This window comes from Kurthia senegalensis (genome assembly GCF_000285595.1).
Lineage (GTDB): Bacteria > Bacillota > Bacilli > Bacillales_A > Planococcaceae > Kurthia > Kurthia senegalensis.
Window position 1 is genome coordinate 155,578 of sequence record NZ_HE611067.1, and the last position, 15,669, is coordinate 171,246.

Here is a 15,669-nt window from a genome sequence, read left to right on the forward strand (position 1 = left end):
CTAATACGTATGTCGATTTCAAGTAAACCCTACGTAGGCGAACGGGCTTTCCCTATGGTATGCTAAAAGAAAAAGGGGGTATTCACATGACATTAACGTACCGTATTGCAACGCTCGCTGATTTGGAACGCATCGTTGCCATTTACAACACAACCATTGCAAGCCGTATGGTCACAGCTGATTTAGAAGAGGTTTCCGTAGAAGAGCGAACACCGTGGTTTCACGCACACGACCCAAAACGTCGACCACTTTGGGTCATTGAACAACAGAATGAAATCGTTGGCTGGATTAGCTTACAAGATTTTTATGGACGTATTGCGTATCAAAAAACGGCCGAAGTGAGCATTTATTTAGCTCCTGAAACACGTGGAAAAGGCATCGGGAAACAAGCGATTGCATTCGTTCTCGAACAAAGTCCGAACTACCAGATTGAAACTTTACTCGGCTTTATTTTCGGTCATAATTTACCGAGCCTTCATTTGTTCAAACATTTTAATTTTGAACAATGGGCTTCTCTGCCAGGCGTTGCAGAGTTAGACGGTGTAAAACGTGATTTAATCATTCTAGGGAAAAAATTATAACGGTACATAACTAACATACCCCCCCTTTCCGAATAGAGAGGGGGGGTATGTCGTAGAAAAACGATTCATAGATTGTTAGGACAAATACACGTTTACAACGTCGGGAATTTTTTCATTCGATATTGTAAGCTTTGTCTTTTAATGCCGAGCGCTGTAGCTGTTTGCGAAACATTGCCATCGAATAAATTCAGCGCTTGACGAATATACGATTCCTCGAGTTCGTCCATAACAATTTGAAGCGGGCGAATGTCCTTTTTAGAAGAAGCTAGCATGTCTTTTTCTGCTTGTTGTTGTGTACTGCCTTCCACTTTAAAACGGAACGCGATTGGTAAATGCTCAAACGCAATCTGCTTTTCATTTCGAATCGTCATCGCCGTTTCTTCTAATAAAACTTCGAGCTCCTTCAAATTCCCTGGCCAGTCGTATTGTTGAAAAACTTCTTCCACTTTCGGGCTAAGCGACTCTAAAAGGCTACCTGTATTTTCTCTTAAGCGACGTAAAAAATCCGTAACGAACGGTTGAATATCTTCTTTTCTCTCGCGGAGAGCAGGAATGTGAATGCAAACAGAAGCGAAATAATAATACAATTCTTTCAGTAATTTCCCTTCTTGAATGAGTTCAATTGGATCTGCACCAACAGAGGCAATTAGTTGATGTTTCGCGCCTTCTTTCCGTAGTAGCTGGACGAGCTTCTGTTGATTTTCTAACTGCATATATTCTAAACGGTCGCAAAAAATCGTCGCACTCGGTTGTGACAAAACGAGCTGTAGTTCATTTAATAATGCTTCATCATCGTAGCGGCAAATTAATGTGACATATTGATTTTCTTCTCGTTCGTATGCGTGATACATCCCTTCTGCAACGAGGTCCTTCCCTGTTCCAGATTCTCCATACAATAACGTCGGCATCCGATGTTCTGCAGCCAATCGAGCTCTCGTGATCGCTTGTTGCATATTAGTAGAAATCGCTGTAATCATATCAAATGTTAACGCCTTACCATAACGGCGCAGTGGCTGGAATGCCATCAGCTCGTTTTCAGTGACATCTTTCGTAATTTCGATTGCACCAATTAACGTCTTTTTGTCGCAAATGGGATAATAATCTGAAACGGTCACGAACTCTCGACCGTTCGATAGCCAATCATTTTGTTTATGATGCATGATCCGTTGCTTTGTCTTTAACACATGATAAATTAGGCTATCGCTACTCATCCATTGCATTTCTTCTTGCAATAAACCTTTTAACTGACGCATTTTTTTGTTTAATAACAACGTTTTCCCTTTCGCATCAACGACGTGTACGCCCTCGTCCAATTCATTCATTAACGACTCATACAATTTTATTTTATTTTGCATATCCATGGACTTCACCTTCTCTACTTCGCTGCATTTTCTTTTAAGTATACTATGATTGAATACACAAAAAAACTCGAAACCGCATGAATAGGCTTCGAGCTTTATATTATCTTTGTAAAATATACGGCTGTACTTTATTGCGTCCGTTATTTTTTGCTTTGTATAACGTTTCATCTGCTTCTGCAAACATTTTAGTCGCTTGTAAATCCCGTTGTTCATGTATTGCAGAAACGCCACAACTTGCTGAAATCACGTTACCGAACGGTGATTTCGAGTGTGGAATTTGAAGTTGGACGACCCCTCTACGTAGATTTTCTGCAACAGAAAAGCCTTGTGTTTGGTCGTAATCAATGAGTAAAATAATAAACTCTTCCCCACCGAAACGTGCGACGAACGCATTTTCAGAGCGCGTATATTTACGTAAAACATCTGCAACTTGCATGAGAACAGAATCGCCCTCTAAATGTCCGTAATAATCATTGTATTGTTTGAATGCATCCACATCGAGCAAAATGGCTTGCACCGTTCCAGAGCCATTCAAGTTCTCATCCATAAAGCGATATAAGCCACGGCGATTCGGTAAATTCGTCAATTCATCTCTTTCAGAAATGTCACGCAACTGTTCATTTACGGCTTCCAATTGTTCATTCGATTGTAGTAGCTTTTGATGTTGCGTAAAACTATTCGCCGCATAATTGTATAAAAAACGCGAACCAATCGTTGCAAACACGAGGTAAATGGCCATATTAATCACATGTGCAATAAAGACGCTATGCACTGGTTGAACGATGTAAATACCTGCCACAACGAGGGCGAACGGTATAAATTGCATAATAGCAAATTTCTTCATCGTCGTATGGTACATAAGCACACCAACTAATACGTTAGATAAGTATGCTGTTACTTGCCCATATGAAGATTGATCGAGAACAGTCAAAGCACCGCCCCATAACACATCAAAAATATAAAAACTAAAAATGACACGATCCAAATGACGACTTTTCTCTGGATTTTTTTTCATAACATAATGAACGTAAGCATATGTAGCCATCGCAACGACTAATAAAACAATATAAAATATAACGTAAATATGTAGGGAAAATCCGTGACGAATAATATTTCGCGTCAACATAATCAGTTCGAATAATATGACAATTAATAACGTTAATTTAGAACGTTGAACGTTATCAATCGTTAATTTTTCAGAGAATCCTTCTCCAGGCTTCTCACGAATAAACAACAATTCCTTCACTCAGTTCACCTTCTATTCCATACACATAATCTCGCTAAACTATAAAAAAGTATTTTAAATATATTTATGTCTTTTTATAAAAAAAGAACGCTCCTACTATTTTACTATTAAATCATTTAAATTGCATGCTATTTTTTCAATTAATTTATACAACTATTGTTTAGTACCCTTTTTTTAACAACTTTATACGAATTTCGACAAATTGAACCGATAAACCTACTATAATAGTCGGAACTAGAACTATTCTAACAGAAGAATAGTGAATAGAATGCGACGGACCCTTTCCTAGGGCATAGAAGAATCCTACTCGTTCGCAAGTTCGTTGCGGCTCTTCAAGCTCATGCTCTTCCATTAGGAGTTGCCATCAAATTGTTGGTTTACTATCTTTTTTCGGTATTGTACTGGAGAAAGGTAGTTTAAGCGTCTTGTTTATCATAAGTCGTATAAGCAATCATTTCTTAATTAACCCCCTTCATAATACGTTGCACGTGCCACCTTGAACGCTTTTAACACGTCTTTAAGTAATGTTTCGATCGTTTGAAAAAGATTGGTTGAAGCCTTCCTTCCCGATACGATATTGTGTAACTGGTATACTAGCCAATCTCATTTCAATCGCCTTCATTTTTATTTCCGCTGGGTAGCTAACGCTTGTCCCAACAAAAAAACACCTCTGTTTAGTCAGAATAGGTTTCTATACCCGATTCTTTCACGAAAGGTGTTTTTGTTTGGCTCATTTTATTAAGTCTGTTCCTATACCCTTGAAAGTGTCTTGTTCTTTTTGTATTGTCTCAAATTTTTAGGTCCGTTCCAAATGTTGGCTTTTTTTATTAGCTATTCATTTTCTTGATCAATAAAACGCACCATCAAATATTCATCTATATAGCGACCGTCAATAAACATTGCATCTTGCTTCGTACTTTCAATCGTATAGCCCATTTTTCTAAACAAGAAAATCCCTTTTACATTATTCGTTAGCACCATCATATCGAGGCGATGGAATTTTTCTTTACGTGCCCAGTCGTGCATTTGTTCGAATAAATCGGTACCGACACCTTCTCCTCGTACGTCGCTATGCACGCCGATAGCAATCGTGCCACAATGTGCCGTACTCTTTAGTTTTCCTCTTTGCACCATTAAGTACCCGACAATTCGGTCCTCTTTCACAGCGACAAATAACGTCATCGTTTCTTCATTTTCTTTCATCCACTTTTCAATACGCTCAACTGTTAAGCCCACTTCCCCAAGTTGGACAATGACCGAATCAAAAGCATCTGCATTTTGAATGACTTCTAATAATTGTGCTGCGTCTCGTAAGACAGCTTTACGGATTTCCACTTTCATCACTCCCATTTTATGTGCTTCTTTTATTTACCCACTATAAGAAAAAATAAATACCCCATTTATTTTTATAATATCAGACAATTCAGTATAATAGCTAATAAAAGGAGATGATTTGTTGAGTTTACAATTAGCACAAAACGATTTAGCGACATTTCAAGCAGCCGACCGCATTCAACTTTTGGATGCTAGTTCTGCTACAGTAGATGAAGCAGCACAAGCACTCGGCTGTGAACCAGAGCGCATCGCCAAAACATTATCTTTTTTCATTCAAGAACAACCGATTGTCATCGTCACTGCAGGAGATGCGAAAATTGACAATAAACGATTCAAACAGTTTTTCGGCGTCAAAGCCCGAATGATGCACCCATCGGAAGTAGAACGAGTTATTGGTCATGCAATTGGTGGCGTTTGCCCATTCGGCGTTCATGATAATGTAGCGATTTATTTAGATGAATCACTAAAACGCTTCGAAACCGTATTCCCTGCTTGTGGCACAGCGAATAGCGCCATCGAGTTATCGATTGACGAACTACACACATTTTGTCACGAGCCGACTTGGATTCATGTTTGTAAAAACTGGCAACTTACAGAAGAAACAACTATCAACGCTTCATTATAAGGAGGAAATATTATGTATCAACATCTTTTAGTTTGTTTAGACGATTCGGAAATGGCTCCACTTATTTTAGACCATGCACTCGACGTCGCTAATCGGCACGATGCGACGATTCACATCGCAAGCATCGTCGACTCTCGTTCATGGGCAAGTGTTGACAACTATTTGCTCAGTAACAGTGAATTAATCGAACGTGCACGCGAAGATGCCTTGCAACTCATTCAATCTTATATAGAAGAAAAAAATGTACAAGGTGTCACATTCGATGTCGTCATTGAAGTCGGTTCACCTCGTACCGTCATTACGAAAAAAATTGCGCCGAACGTAAACGCAGACGTCATTATTTTAGGTGCAACGAGCGTTCGAGGGCTCGATCACCTCGTCGTCGGGTCCGTTACATCCGCTGTTTTGAACCATGCACCGTGTGACGTGCTCGTCGTTCGCAGACCTTAATACGATTTTTACACTACAATTTATGAAAAAAGGAAGCGATTCATCTCTTTTTTAAACGTAATTTCAACTATTTTATTTAATTCCTATACAAAACTTGAACATTTTGTAACGCTTTTTAATTCATCTAGTCAGACGTATGAAAAGACAGTATAATGAAGTTATATAGAATTGGAGGTTTTTCAAATGGCAATCGTTACTACTATTATCTTTATGGTCGTAGCCGTTTTTTCTGTATTAGCTCTATTCGTATTCAACGCTATTGATCTTAACTACTTATCTTACAAAGATGAAGTAATCGCTGAACACGTAGCTGCTAAAAAAAGCGGTAAAAAAGCACACGCTTAATACATTCGTTTAAAAAAACCCTTATTTGCTTTGGCAAATAAGGGTTTTTTTCTATCGTTAAAATTGAAGACGTGTGACGAGGGCGAGCAACGTAATGAGCAAAATGGGTGGTGTTAAACGAATCCCCATTTTAAAATACGCACCCCACGTAATACGAATACCTTGTTGTTTCAAGACGTGTAACCATACGAGCGTCGCAAGCGAACCGATTGGCGTTATTTTCGGTCCTAAATCAGCACCAATGACATTCGCATAAATAAGTGCTTCTCTCACGACACCCGACGCTTCTGATTCCGCAATGGCAAGTGCCCCCGTCATAACGGCGGGTAAGTTGTTCATAATACTCGATAAAATGGCCGACAAGAAACCCATCCCAACCGTTGCACTGACGACTCCATATGAAGTGAAAAAGGAAATGACTTCCGCTAATACATCAGTCAAGCCTGCACGTCCAATGCCGTATACGACTACGTACATACCGATTGAAAACAAGACGATATGCCACGGTGCATGTTTTAAAATCGAAACGGTTGCGACTTGTTTTGAGTTTCGCGTAATAAATAAAAATAAAAACGCGACAGCGAGTACAATAAAAGAAACCGGAATATGAAGCGGTTCACTCAACGTATAGCCTAAAAATAAAATACCGATCATCCACCACGACCATTTAAACAGCGCCAAATCACGAATGGCATCGGACGGTTTTTTTAATTGCTTTAATTCATACTGCGCTGGCAATTCCTTACGGAAATAAACGTACAATACGACAATCGTTGCGATCATCGAAACGACGTTCGGTAACAACATATGCGTCGCATACTCCATAAATGAAATCGAAAAATAATCTGCCGAAACGATATTCACTAAGTTACTAATCGTAAACGGTAAAGACGTCGTATCCGCGATAAAACCACTTGCAACGACAAACGGTAAAATCATAGCCGTTGAAAAACGTAAGTGCCGTACGATTGCAATGACGATGGGCGTTAAAATAAGTGCCGCTCCGTCATTTGCGAAAAAGGCGGAGACGACTGCACCGAGTAAACAAATAAAAATAAAGAGGCGAATGCCACTCCCTTTTGCTAATTTCGCCATATGTAGCGCTGCCCATTCAAATACGCCAATTTCATCTAAAATAAGCGAGACGATAATAATGCCAATAAATGCGAGCGTCGCATTCCACGTAATCGCTAAAATATTGAACACATCGCCCCAAGCAACGATGCCAAAAGCAAGCGTCGCACTCGCACCAATAAGTGCGGTCCAACCAATATTAAATCCTCTCGGTTGCCAAATGACGAAAATCATCGTGCAGACAAATATACCGAAAGCTACTAAAAATGTACTCAAACTAATGCCTCCATAAAAACTACTTCTTGCCGTTCTTTTCGAAAGAACTTCCGTAACCTTCTCCTATTTTACTGTCTTTTTCATTTCTTTTCTTGCATAATGGAAAATAATACATAATGAAGGAGGATCACATGCCTTTACAATTTTTTAAACTCATTTTATTATTCGTGACGATGTTTTTTTCATCAATCATTATTTTTACGAAAACCTACGAACTTCTACCGATTACGACGATTTTATTCGGATTTTGCTTTTTCATTCTTGCACTAGAACAACGAAAGAAAGCACAAGGAAACGGTATCCTCTATTTTATCATGGCGGTCGCACTTATTGCGTTTTCAACGTACCGCATCGTAACTTCTTTTTAACAGACGAAAAACCTGAAGCGACGACCGTCTTCAGGCTTTTTTAATACTTCTTTATAACGTAAAAGCAATCGATCCCGCTTCATCTTCAAAATGCGCGATGTGACGCAGTTCATCTGATATTTCCGGCAATAATCCAGGGTGTTGGTCGTAGCCAATGAGCAATGTTACGAGCTCAAACGCTTTTTTTCGTTTCAACGTATTAAATTCCGTAATAAATGATTCCGGAATATGACAAACACCGTCCGTAATAAATAAAACATGCCCATTTTTCGTAGACTGTTCGAGATGCCGCATCGCTTCTTTCAAAGGTGCTTCAAAATTCGTGCCACCCCCGATATAAGACGTTGCCACGTCGACTAAATCTTTAATCGTATAACGTCCTTTTTTAAATACTCGAACGTCAGAATGACCGACATCGCCACTAAATGGAATAAAAATAAAATCTCTTCTTTCTTTTTTAGCGAGTGCCATTAAAGCGACGAGAAATCCTTTCCCTTGTAAATCGAGCGCTTGCATACTACTACTTTCATCAAAACAAACGACGAAAGCACCCTTTGCTTCTTTCTTTTTCATTTTATAATCATACATCGTCGCACGTCCTTCACTGAGACGTCGCATAAAATCCAGTTGCGCATCCGCATCATCTGACTTTAAATATTCCGCTGGTACGAGACGCTCTGCCGCATGACCAAGACGAATTCCTCTTTTTAAAATCGTCGGCACATTCATCGCTTTTTTCGTCAAACGTGCTGTTACTTTAAAGCGTGCCGCCCACGTCGCAATTTCGACTAATGACGGGCGGTCATGTAGCGCTTTCGCTAAACGTAACTGATCGTAAACAGATACCCGTTGCCGGTCTCCCCCGTCTACATTCGGTCCGATGCCACGTAAAAAATGGTCGACAGCTTCGTCTAATAAAGCGATTTGCTGAAAAATCTGTTCGAATACGTGTACGCGTTCTTCGTTTTTTGTATGTGTAGCGAACGGCTGCTCTTCTTCACCGAACGTACGAATCCATTGTTCGGTACAACACCACGTCGTAAGCGTCGTCCAAAAAATGTCTTGCTCACATTTTTGAGCAACTTCTTCGTACGCAGCTAGTTCCAAAAAGGAAGAAATCGGTTGATGCGACCATAAGTGATGCCACAAGTCACGTACGCATTCCCCGTAAACTGGATGAGTGACTTGTTGTTGCAATGGCGAAAATTGCTGACAAACACGATCAAAAGGCGTCGCTCCTCGTTGTTTTTGTTCCATTTATACGAGCACCTTTGATAAAAGTTGTTCCATTTGTAGTTGCATACGATCTAGTCTCTCTATCGCTAAGCGGTCGCCGCCACATAAGTCTTCTATTTCTTCGACAATTCGTTGCCACTCATTGTAAGTCGCCGCTCCGTACGTCGTATACTCGACTAAATCGAAGTCTTCCGCTGCCGCATACGTCGCTACACGGTCTGCAGTGCGCTGCACGAGTCGCTGTCCTTTTTCAAATGCTTGTGCAAGCGGCGTCAAAACGTATTCATTCAACAAAGCATCAACGACGTGACGGTCTTCCACTTCCGTCCATAAACAATGTTTTAATATAGCGAAGTGTCCTCTCTTCACACACGTCTGATTTTGAAGCAACGCTTCTGCTTGTAAAATGCTCACACATTGCTTCGTCCGGCGGTCTGATACGACAACACCTGCTTCTTTTAAACGGAAATGAATGTCGACGAGCCATTCATACGTCGCATCGGGTACGTCAATTTGACTCGCTCGTTGCTGAAGAGTTGCAAGTTGTTGCAGCGATAGTTTCGGTACGTCAACTTGTTGTGAAGAACGTAGCATCGCCATGAGCTGTGCCGGTGTTTTTAAACTTTCCACTTCCAATCGCAGTAAAAATCGGTCATATAAAGCGGTTAATTCATCAGCTTCTGGAAACTCATTACTCGCTCCTACTAGTGTAAATAAGGGGCTTTCTATTACGTCTGTCCCGTTGTCAAATTGATGCTCATTCATTATTTTCAAAAGACCGTTCAATAAATCAGACGTCGATTTAAAAATTTCATCTAAAAAAGCAAAATGGGCTGTCGGTAAATGGCCTTCAATTTGTCGTTCAATAATCCCTTCGCGTAAACGATCAAACTTAGCAGAACCGAACAATTCATCGGGCTGTGTCGTCGGTGAAATAAGGCGGGTAAACGATTGAACATCTATAAAATGATCGATAAATTGCTGAATCACGCTTGATTTTGCAACACCTGGTGGACCGATGAAAAGGACATTTCTTTTCGCAATTAAGGCGAGAAAAATGGCATGGATTTCTTGCTGTCTATTAATAAAATTGGCATTCATTGCTCGTTCTGTTCGTAATAATTGTTGCAGTGAGTCATTCATAAGCTTGCGACGTGCGCAAACACATCCTTTCTTTATTTCGTATGTCTCGCAAATACACGAGCCAACATACGATAAAATGGTTGTTTATCGTATGGAAGTTGTGGACAATACGTCTCCATAAATGAATGGAGATCGTGTAGAAGTGTCAATCGTACAGGCAAATGACGGGCATCGTCTTTTGTCGAATGTACCGTTGAAAAATGTTGTACAATCCATGGCGTTTCACACACTTCTTTATAAAGAGCCATCCCCGATCTATTCGTTTCGTCTATCTCTTTTCTCGTTTGCTGTCGCTCGATTAGCGTAACACGTCGCAAAGGACGAACGACGAGGCGATGGCGTTCGAATAAAAGAGGCAGCGCATAATCACCTAGTTCGCACGTTGCAAAAGGTGTGGCACGAAAAGCAAACAAGCCTGTTTGTCGATAATCGAGCCCTTCAATGATTCGTGTCATTGCATGACTTACTACCATACTCGCCGTTTTACCGCGCGTTACTTTTTTTTGCACATACGTTGAAAAATTGAGTATAACGTTTGGCACGTCTTTTTTTTCGCAGTAAAGTAGGAAAATTGTACAACACGTCCGTTGCCATAAAATAAAAGGAAACCATCGTCTCACTCATACCGATTTTATCCGTGATTGTGCCGCGGCGAACGTGTGGTGTGACGTCAAAACAATGTGAAAAGAAACGTTGAACGTCGTCTTCCTCTACTAAGCTACTCGCCAATGTCATCCATCCATTTTGTAAATGAATCGGCCTATTTTTCGCCGCAAACTCTAGCAATTCAATGAGTTTCTCGTATAAAAGCTGTGCGTTCTCCGCTGTTTGTTGTTTTTCAAACTTTGCATACGTTGCTTGCAGCCCTCCAAGGTTTTTACGCTCGCTTAACGACTCAGCACGTAAAGAACTAGCCGATTGAAATTTACTTTTACTACGCTGCAATTGCGCTTCGAAATGCATTAAAAGAGGATCAATTTGCGCAATCATCTTCGGAATGTCAGCATACGCGATTTCTACATACGTCACCGGTAATTTTTCACTGACGAGCGTTACTTGTTGTTGTACGCTCTTTGCATATTTATTTGTTCGGCATAAATAATACATCAAATCGTCCTTCCGTTCATTGATTAGATACCTTTACTTTACCGCAAAACGTATTCATTTGGTACGTTTTTATATTTACACATCTTCTATTATAAAAATTCAATTTACCTTTTTTCAATACATATATTTCTACACCTTATTTTATGATAGGATGAACAATAGATTTTACATTCACGGAGGGGTTTTTGTGTCTTATTTTCAACCGATCGTTTGGCAATTACTCGGTGGAACGGTTTTCGCACGAATTGCGAGCTTTATGACGCTTCCTTTTTTAGCGATTTATTTGCAAAATGATTTACACGCTTCCCCGCTCATGATTGGACTCGTCGTCGGCATCTCACAATTAGCTGCGACAGTTGGGGGATTTTTCGGCGGATTTTTAACTGACCAATTCGGACGAAAACCAATCTTAAAAATTTCGGTCTTTTGCTGGAGCGCTGTATTTTTCGCCTTCGCTTTTGCCGACAGTATTTGGGTATTTTTACTTTGTAATGCTTTGAACGGATTGTGCCGGTCATTTTTCGAACCTGCTTCTCAAGCACTTATGATTGACCATACAGATGAGAGGAAACGCCGCCGACTATTTTCGATTCGCTATACGGCGATTAATTTGTCGGCCGTAATCGGACCACTCATCGGTGTATTGCTCATTCAAAGTGCATCGATGCGCATTCCTTTTTTATTAACCGCATCGATGTATTGTATGTACGGACTATTCCTACTCCTTATTTTGAAAAATGTGCCTGAAATGCACACACCGTATGCTCAAAACAATTTAAAAAGTATGTCAACGACGCTCATGCAAGATACGACGTTACTTTTACTCATTATTGCAGCGATTTTCGGTAGCTTCGTTTATTCTCAAACGTCTTCCACAATGCCACAACTTTTAACGCGTTCGCTCGTCGACGGGCTGCAGTTGTACTCCGTTTTAATTGCGGTCAATTCGCTCACCGTCTTAGTGTTGCAACTACCACTCGGCATTTTAAGCGAACGTTTATCCATTCGAACGAGTATCGTCATCGGCGTCGTGCTTTTCATGGCAGGCATGGTCGGCTTTCAATTTGCAACGAATTGGTCAACGTACATCATCGCCATGGTCATTTTTTCTATTGGGGAAATTTTTGTCTTTCCGATGATGAGTGCGGTCATTGAAATGATTGCACCCCCGCATCAAAAAGCAACGTATTTAGGTGTTATGCAATTTCAAAGTTTAGGTGGATTTTTAGGACCTTTCTTAGGTAGTTGGCTGCTCGTCCATTTTGCCGACCAGCTCTACCTCTTAATGGCAGGCATTAGTTTTTTATCACTTATTTGCTATTTCTTCGCTTTTCGAAGAAAGGAATTCCGCCTATAAAAAAGAGGTTAGGACAAACCCCTAATCAAAAAAAGGGTCGTCATGATGTTGAAATCATGACGACCCTTTTTTTCATATGTGTACATTGTTCTTTGTTTTGAGCAACGCTTTTCGCAGACACTTCGAACAAACTAATTTTAAATAAGCAAAAAGAGCCCCTTTTAAAAAAATGGATAATAAAAATGCCGCTATCTATCGGCAGCGGCATCTTTATTTACTCTGTAGGACCTTCCCACGCAAGCATACCGCCAGTCATGTTCGTCGCATCATAGCCCATTTGCGTTAAAAATTGAGTCGCTTGTGCACTGCGACCTCCTGCGTGACAGACACAAATATACGGTGTTTGTTTAGATAAATCCGGTAATTTCGCTTCTAATAAGTGAAGCGGAATGTTAACCGCCCCTGAAATTTTCCCATGTGCGACTTCCTCTGTCGTGCGAACATCAATTATATGTAATGTTTGCTGTTGTTCAAGCGCATGTAATACGTCTGTTGCACTCATTTCTTTCATTTTTTCCCCACTCCTTAATATTGGTTCATGCCACCACGAATATTTGTCACATGCAGCCCTAATTTTTTCATTTGTTTACATGCCGCTTTCGAACGCATACCACTTTGACAAATGACGTAAATCTCTTTATTTTTCGGAAGCGTTGAATAGTCGCTTCCAAGTGGCATATTTTTAAACTGGCGCAAGCCGTTATGTTTATATTCACTACGTGTTCGCACGTCAATAAAGATTTTTTGCTGATCTCGCATCATTTCTTTTAACTCAGTCGTTGAAATCGATGGTATTTTCGTAAATAAATGCCCAAACATCGAATCCCTCCTTTTCATTCCTAGTCTATTATACCCCATAAGGTATAAAAGTCAAAAAAGAAGGTTTTATACGTTAAAAACATCCTATTCATATAAATAAAACATTAATACCTGTCTATTTTATCTTTTCCTATAAAAAAATGCCCCTATATAGGTATAGGGGCATTTAAATTTTATTCTTTTGGCTCTTTTCGTTCTTCTACTCGAGGTTCAATATACGTTTGTTCTTCTTTTAATGGTTCGCGTGATACATCGTCTTGTACACCTCTTGTTAAATTATCAAATGGTGTGTACGTATCGCCACCGTTTCGATGGTTTCGAATCGTTTTGTAAACAGCTAATAAAATTAAAATCATGAATAAAACGCCTAATGTAATTAAAATAAGCAATAGGAACAGCTCCTCTTTATTTAGTAAAATAACTGTTAAGCCGCATTAATTTCTTTCAACAGATCATCGACGAATGCTAGTAATTTTTCAAGTGCTTCGCCCATCGTTTCAGAACCTTCGAATGATTCCATCGCATCGAATGCGATGTTAATTTCCCAAAGACCTTCTTGACCGTTAAACATTGCGCTTGATGAACCGAGCATCGGTGTTAAATGGCTTCTTAAATAAGTTTTAATTGGATTGCTATATTTTTTTTGTAATGTTAAACCAAATAATGCGGTTTTCACTTTGAACATGTCATCAAATTCAATGACAACAGCGTCCATTTTACGTGATGCAAACTCTTTAGCTTCTACATAAATGTATTCAATTGGATTTTGTTCTACATATCCAATTGGTTGTTTTAAAAATGATTGATCGAGAGCTGCGATAATTTCTTCTGTTTCTTTATTGCAACGATCAAATGCTGTAATTTGCATAATACCCCTCCTGTGTCTTCTCTTCTATTATACTTGATTGTCCTTTTTTATTCAAAAACCTTAAACATGTTCCTTTTTTACTCCCAATCGTCTTTTTATTCTATTTCAAGCTTTATAATTAAACGTTTTTGCATTAATTTTCATTAATGTCTGAATTTTTCGGTTTTCTATGCATTTTAATGGTAAACTGTTCTCTATAATAAAACATTCGTCTACTCCAGAAATACAGTAGATGGAAAATTGGAGGCTTTATTCATGAAAAATATGTTTAAAAAATGGAACAGCTTAAGCCTCGTAAGTCGCATTGTCTTAGGTATTATTGTCGGTGTCGTTCTTGCGTTACTTGTGCCAAATGTGAGCTGGATTTCCTTATTAGGTACGTTATTCATCAGTTCGCTAAAAGCAGTCGCACCGATTTTAGTATTCGTACTCGTTATTCATGCCATTGCTAGTCACGAAAGTGGTCAAAAAACAAACATGAAAACGATTTTAGGTTTGTACGCAATTGGCACATTTTTAGCGGGGGCTGTTGCCGTCATTGCAGCGAAAATTTTCCCATCTACATTGATTTTAAAAGAATCAGCACAAGAAATTTCTCCACCACAAAATATTGGAGAAGTATTAAAAACTTTACTCGTAAACATTGCATCAAACCCAGTCGATGCTTTAATGAATGCGAATTACTTAGGCATTCTTGCATGGGCACTCGTACTCGGTTTCGCTTTAAAACAAGCAAGTGCTACGACGAAAACAGTGTTAACGAACGTATCTGACGCCATTTCAAAAGTCGTACAATGGGTTATTAACCTTGCACCATTTGGTATTGTCGGTATTATTTACGATACGATTTCAACAAATGGACTAGGCGCACTTGGTAAATACGGGCACGTTTTAATCGTTCTCGTTGGGACAATGTTATTCGTTGCACTCGTTGTACATCCATTCATTACATTCATTTACACACGTAAAAATCCGTATCCTCTCGTATTCCTTTGCTTAAAGGAAAGTGGAATTACAGCCTTCTTCACACGTAGTTCTGCCGCGAACATCCCGGTGAACATGAAACTATGTGAGAAATTAGGTTTAGATAAAAATACGTACGCTGTTTCAATTCCTTTAGGTGCGACAATCAATATGGCTGGTGCCGCTGTCACGATTTCTGTTTTATCACTCGCTGCTGCCCATACGTTAAATATTGACATTGATATTCCAACAGCTATTTTACTTATGGTTATCGCAGCAGTTTCTGCAGCTGGTGCATCAGGCGTAACAGGTGGTTCACTATTACTGATTCCACTTGCATGTGGTTTATTCGGCATTCCTGCAGACATTTCTGCACAAGTAATCGCCGTCGGTATGATTATCGGTGTCGTACAAGATTCTTGTGAAACAGCGATTAACTCATCTTCAGACGTCTTGTTCACAGCGACAGCTGAATATGCAAAAGAACGTAAAGAAGCGAAAGCTTAATCGAATAT

Annotated in this window: 19 protein-coding genes; 7 read left to right on the forward strand and 12 right to left on the reverse strand. The window is 39.6% G+C overall.

All coding sequences use genetic code 11. The features are described 5' to 3' along the window. Nucleotides 1-86: 86 nt before the first annotated feature. Nucleotides 87-581: a GNAT family N-acetyltransferase gene (locus tag KSHG_RS10480; protein WP_010305795.1), complete on the forward strand. Its 495-nt coding sequence runs from the start codon at nt 87-89 to the stop codon at nt 579-581. A gap of 92 nt (nt 582-673) precedes the next feature. On the opposite strand, the gene KSHG_RS10485 is transcribed toward KSHG_RS10480, so the two are convergent. From KSHG_RS10485 to KSHG_RS10495, 3 genes are all read right to left on the reverse strand, one after another. Next, complete coding sequence (locus KSHG_RS10485; RefSeq protein WP_010305799.1) at nt 674-1,942, reverse strand: sigma-54-dependent Fis family transcriptional regulator; 1,269 nt, start codon at nt 1,940-1,942, stop codon at nt 674-676. A gap of 100 nt (nt 1,943-2,042) precedes the next feature. Continuing rightward, the gene (locus tag KSHG_RS10490) at nt 2,043-3,188 is read right to left on the reverse strand and encodes a GGDEF domain-containing protein (protein WP_010305802.1); all 1,146 of its coding nucleotides are present in this window, start codon (nt 3,186-3,188) and stop codon (nt 2,043-2,045) included. Nucleotides 3,189-4,019: 831 nt separating this feature from the next. After that, nucleotides 4,020-4,529, reverse strand: coding sequence for a GNAT family N-acetyltransferase (locus tag KSHG_RS10495; RefSeq protein WP_407635304.1), 510 nt, complete (start codon nt 4,527-4,529; stop codon nt 4,020-4,022). Between the two features lie 115 nt (nt 4,530-4,644). On the opposite strand from KSHG_RS10495, the gene KSHG_RS10500 reads away from it, so the two are divergent. From KSHG_RS10500 to KSHG_RS18360, 3 genes are all read left to right on the forward strand, one after another. Next, entirely contained in the window at nt 4,645-5,148 is a 504-nt protein-coding gene (locus KSHG_RS10500; RefSeq protein ID WP_010305808.1) for a YbaK/EbsC family protein, read from the forward strand. Nucleotides 5,149-5,160: 12 nt separating this feature from the next. Continuing rightward, nucleotides 5,161-5,598: a universal stress protein gene (locus tag KSHG_RS10505; protein ID WP_010305813.1), complete on the forward strand. Its 438-nt coding sequence runs from the start codon at nt 5,161-5,163 to the stop codon at nt 5,596-5,598. Between the two features lie 183 nt (nt 5,599-5,781). Continuing rightward, complete coding sequence (locus KSHG_RS18360) at nt 5,782-5,943, forward strand: hypothetical protein (protein WP_154646900.1); 162 nt, start codon at nt 5,782-5,784, stop codon at nt 5,941-5,943. Between the two features lie 57 nt (nt 5,944-6,000). Here KSHG_RS18360 and KSHG_RS10515 read toward each other — a convergent pair whose 3' ends face one another. After that, nucleotides 6,001-7,293 carry an arsenic transporter gene (locus tag KSHG_RS10515; protein WP_010305817.1) on the reverse strand — a complete coding sequence of 431 codons (1,293 nt, stop codon included), beginning with the start codon at nt 7,291-7,293 and terminating at the stop codon, nt 6,001-6,003. A 131-nt stretch (nt 7,294-7,424) separates the two neighbouring features. On the opposite strand from KSHG_RS10515, the gene KSHG_RS10520 reads away from it, so the two are divergent. After that, nucleotides 7,425-7,661, forward strand: coding sequence for a hypothetical protein (locus KSHG_RS10520; RefSeq protein WP_010305821.1), 237 nt, complete (start codon nt 7,425-7,427; stop codon nt 7,659-7,661). A gap of 51 nt (nt 7,662-7,712) precedes the next feature. Here KSHG_RS10520 and KSHG_RS17595 read toward each other — a convergent pair whose 3' ends face one another. Genes KSHG_RS17595 through KSHG_RS10540 form a run of 4 tightly spaced genes read right to left on the reverse strand, consistent with a single transcriptional unit; the run spans nt 7,713 to nt 11,147 of the window. Further along, nucleotides 7,713-8,918, reverse strand: a complete 1,206-nt coding sequence (locus KSHG_RS17595; RefSeq protein WP_010305824.1) for a vWA domain-containing protein — start codon at nt 8,916-8,918, stop codon at nt 7,713-7,715. After that, nucleotides 8,919-10,040 (reverse strand): AAA family ATPase, encoded by a 1,122-nt coding sequence (locus KSHG_RS10530; protein ID WP_010305828.1) that lies wholly within the window; start codon nt 10,038-10,040, stop codon nt 8,919-8,921. It lies immediately after the preceding gene. A gap of 32 nt (nt 10,041-10,072) precedes the next feature. Continuing rightward, nucleotides 10,073-10,495 (reverse strand): hypothetical protein, encoded by a 423-nt coding sequence (locus KSHG_RS10535; RefSeq protein WP_010305832.1) that lies wholly within the window; start codon nt 10,493-10,495, stop codon nt 10,073-10,075. 28 nt (nt 10,496-10,523) lie between these two features. Beyond that, a complete protein-coding gene (locus KSHG_RS10540) occupies nt 10,524-11,147 on the reverse strand; it encodes a hypothetical protein (RefSeq protein ID WP_010305836.1) in 624 nt (207 codons plus the stop codon). Nucleotides 11,148-11,334: 187 nt separating this feature from the next. On the opposite strand from KSHG_RS10540, the gene KSHG_RS10545 reads away from it, so the two are divergent. Beyond that, complete coding sequence (locus KSHG_RS10545; RefSeq protein WP_010305840.1) at nt 11,335-12,504, forward strand: MDR family MFS transporter; 1,170 nt, start codon at nt 11,335-11,337, stop codon at nt 12,502-12,504. 214 nt (nt 12,505-12,718) lie between these two features. Here KSHG_RS10545 and KSHG_RS10550 read toward each other — a convergent pair whose 3' ends face one another. The 4 genes from KSHG_RS10550 to KSHG_RS10565 all read right to left on the reverse strand — a co-directional run bounded on the left by KSHG_RS10550 (nt 12,719) and on the right by KSHG_RS10565 (nt 14,191). Continuing rightward, the gene (locus KSHG_RS10550; protein WP_010305842.1) at nt 12,719-13,015 is read right to left on the reverse strand and encodes a rhodanese-like domain-containing protein; all 297 of its coding nucleotides are present in this window, start codon (nt 13,013-13,015) and stop codon (nt 12,719-12,721) included. 14 nt (nt 13,016-13,029) lie between these two features. Beyond that, nucleotides 13,030-13,323, reverse strand: coding sequence for a rhodanese-like domain-containing protein (locus KSHG_RS10555; protein WP_010305845.1), 294 nt, complete (start codon nt 13,321-13,323; stop codon nt 13,030-13,032). Between the two features lie 173 nt (nt 13,324-13,496). Continuing rightward, entirely contained in the window at nt 13,497-13,712 is a 216-nt protein-coding gene (locus tag KSHG_RS10560; protein ID WP_010305848.1) for a hypothetical protein, read from the reverse strand. 35 nt (nt 13,713-13,747) lie between these two features. Continuing rightward, nucleotides 13,748-14,191 (reverse strand): hypothetical protein, encoded by a 444-nt coding sequence (locus KSHG_RS10565; protein ID WP_010305851.1) that lies wholly within the window; start codon nt 14,189-14,191, stop codon nt 13,748-13,750. A gap of 255 nt (nt 14,192-14,446) precedes the next feature. Here KSHG_RS10565 and sstT point away from each other — a divergent pair, with 255 nt between their 5' ends. After that, nucleotides 14,447-15,661 (forward strand): serine/threonine transporter SstT, encoded by a 1,215-nt coding sequence (sstT, locus tag KSHG_RS10570; protein ID WP_010305854.1) that lies wholly within the window; start codon nt 14,447-14,449, stop codon nt 15,659-15,661. Nucleotides 15,662-15,669 lie beyond the last annotated feature (8 nt).

Excerpts from the sequence above, each read along its gene's own strand:
- sstT (WP_010305854.1), top strand. The coding sequence starts at position 14,447 with ATGAAAAATATGTTTAAAAAATGGAACAGCTTAAGCCTCGTAAGTCGC.
- KSHG_RS10550 (WP_010305842.1), bottom strand. The coding sequence starts at position 13,015 with ATGAAAGAAATGAGTGCAACAGACGTATTACATGCGCTTGAACAACAG.
- KSHG_RS10565 (WP_010305851.1), bottom strand. The coding sequence starts at position 14,191 with ATGCAAATTACAGCATTTGATCGTTGCAATAAAGAAACAGAAGAAATT.
- KSHG_RS10535 (WP_010305832.1), bottom strand. The coding sequence starts at position 10,495 with ATGACACGAATCATTGAAGGGCTCGATTATCGACAAACAGGCTTGTTT.
- KSHG_RS10485 (WP_010305799.1), bottom strand. The coding sequence starts at position 1,942 with ATGGATATGCAAAATAAAATAAAATTGTATGAGTCGTTAATGAATGAA.
- KSHG_RS10505 (WP_010305813.1), top strand. The coding sequence starts at position 5,161 with ATGTATCAACATCTTTTAGTTTGTTTAGACGATTCGGAAATGGCTCCA.
- KSHG_RS10480 (WP_010305795.1), top strand. The coding sequence starts at position 87 with ATGACATTAACGTACCGTATTGCAACGCTCGCTGATTTGGAACGCATC.
- KSHG_RS10555 (WP_010305845.1), bottom strand. The coding sequence starts at position 13,323 with ATGTTTGGGCATTTATTTACGAAAATACCATCGATTTCAACGACTGAG.
- KSHG_RS18360 (WP_154646900.1), top strand. The coding sequence starts at position 5,782 with ATGGCAATCGTTACTACTATTATCTTTATGGTCGTAGCCGTTTTTTCT.
- KSHG_RS17595 (WP_010305824.1), bottom strand. The coding sequence starts at position 8,918 with ATGGAACAAAAACAACGAGGAGCGACGCCTTTTGATCGTGTTTGTCAG.
- KSHG_RS10495 (WP_407635304.1), bottom strand. The coding sequence starts at position 4,529 with ATGAAAGTGGAAATCCGTAAAGCTGTCTTACGAGACGCAGCACAATTA.
- KSHG_RS10540 (WP_010305836.1), bottom strand. The coding sequence starts at position 11,147 with ATGTATTATTTATGCCGAACAAATAAATATGCAAAGAGCGTACAACAA.
- KSHG_RS10530 (WP_010305828.1), bottom strand. The coding sequence starts at position 10,040 with ATGAATGACTCACTGCAACAATTATTACGAACAGAACGAGCAATGAAT.
- KSHG_RS10520 (WP_010305821.1), top strand. The coding sequence starts at position 7,425 with ATGCCTTTACAATTTTTTAAACTCATTTTATTATTCGTGACGATGTTT.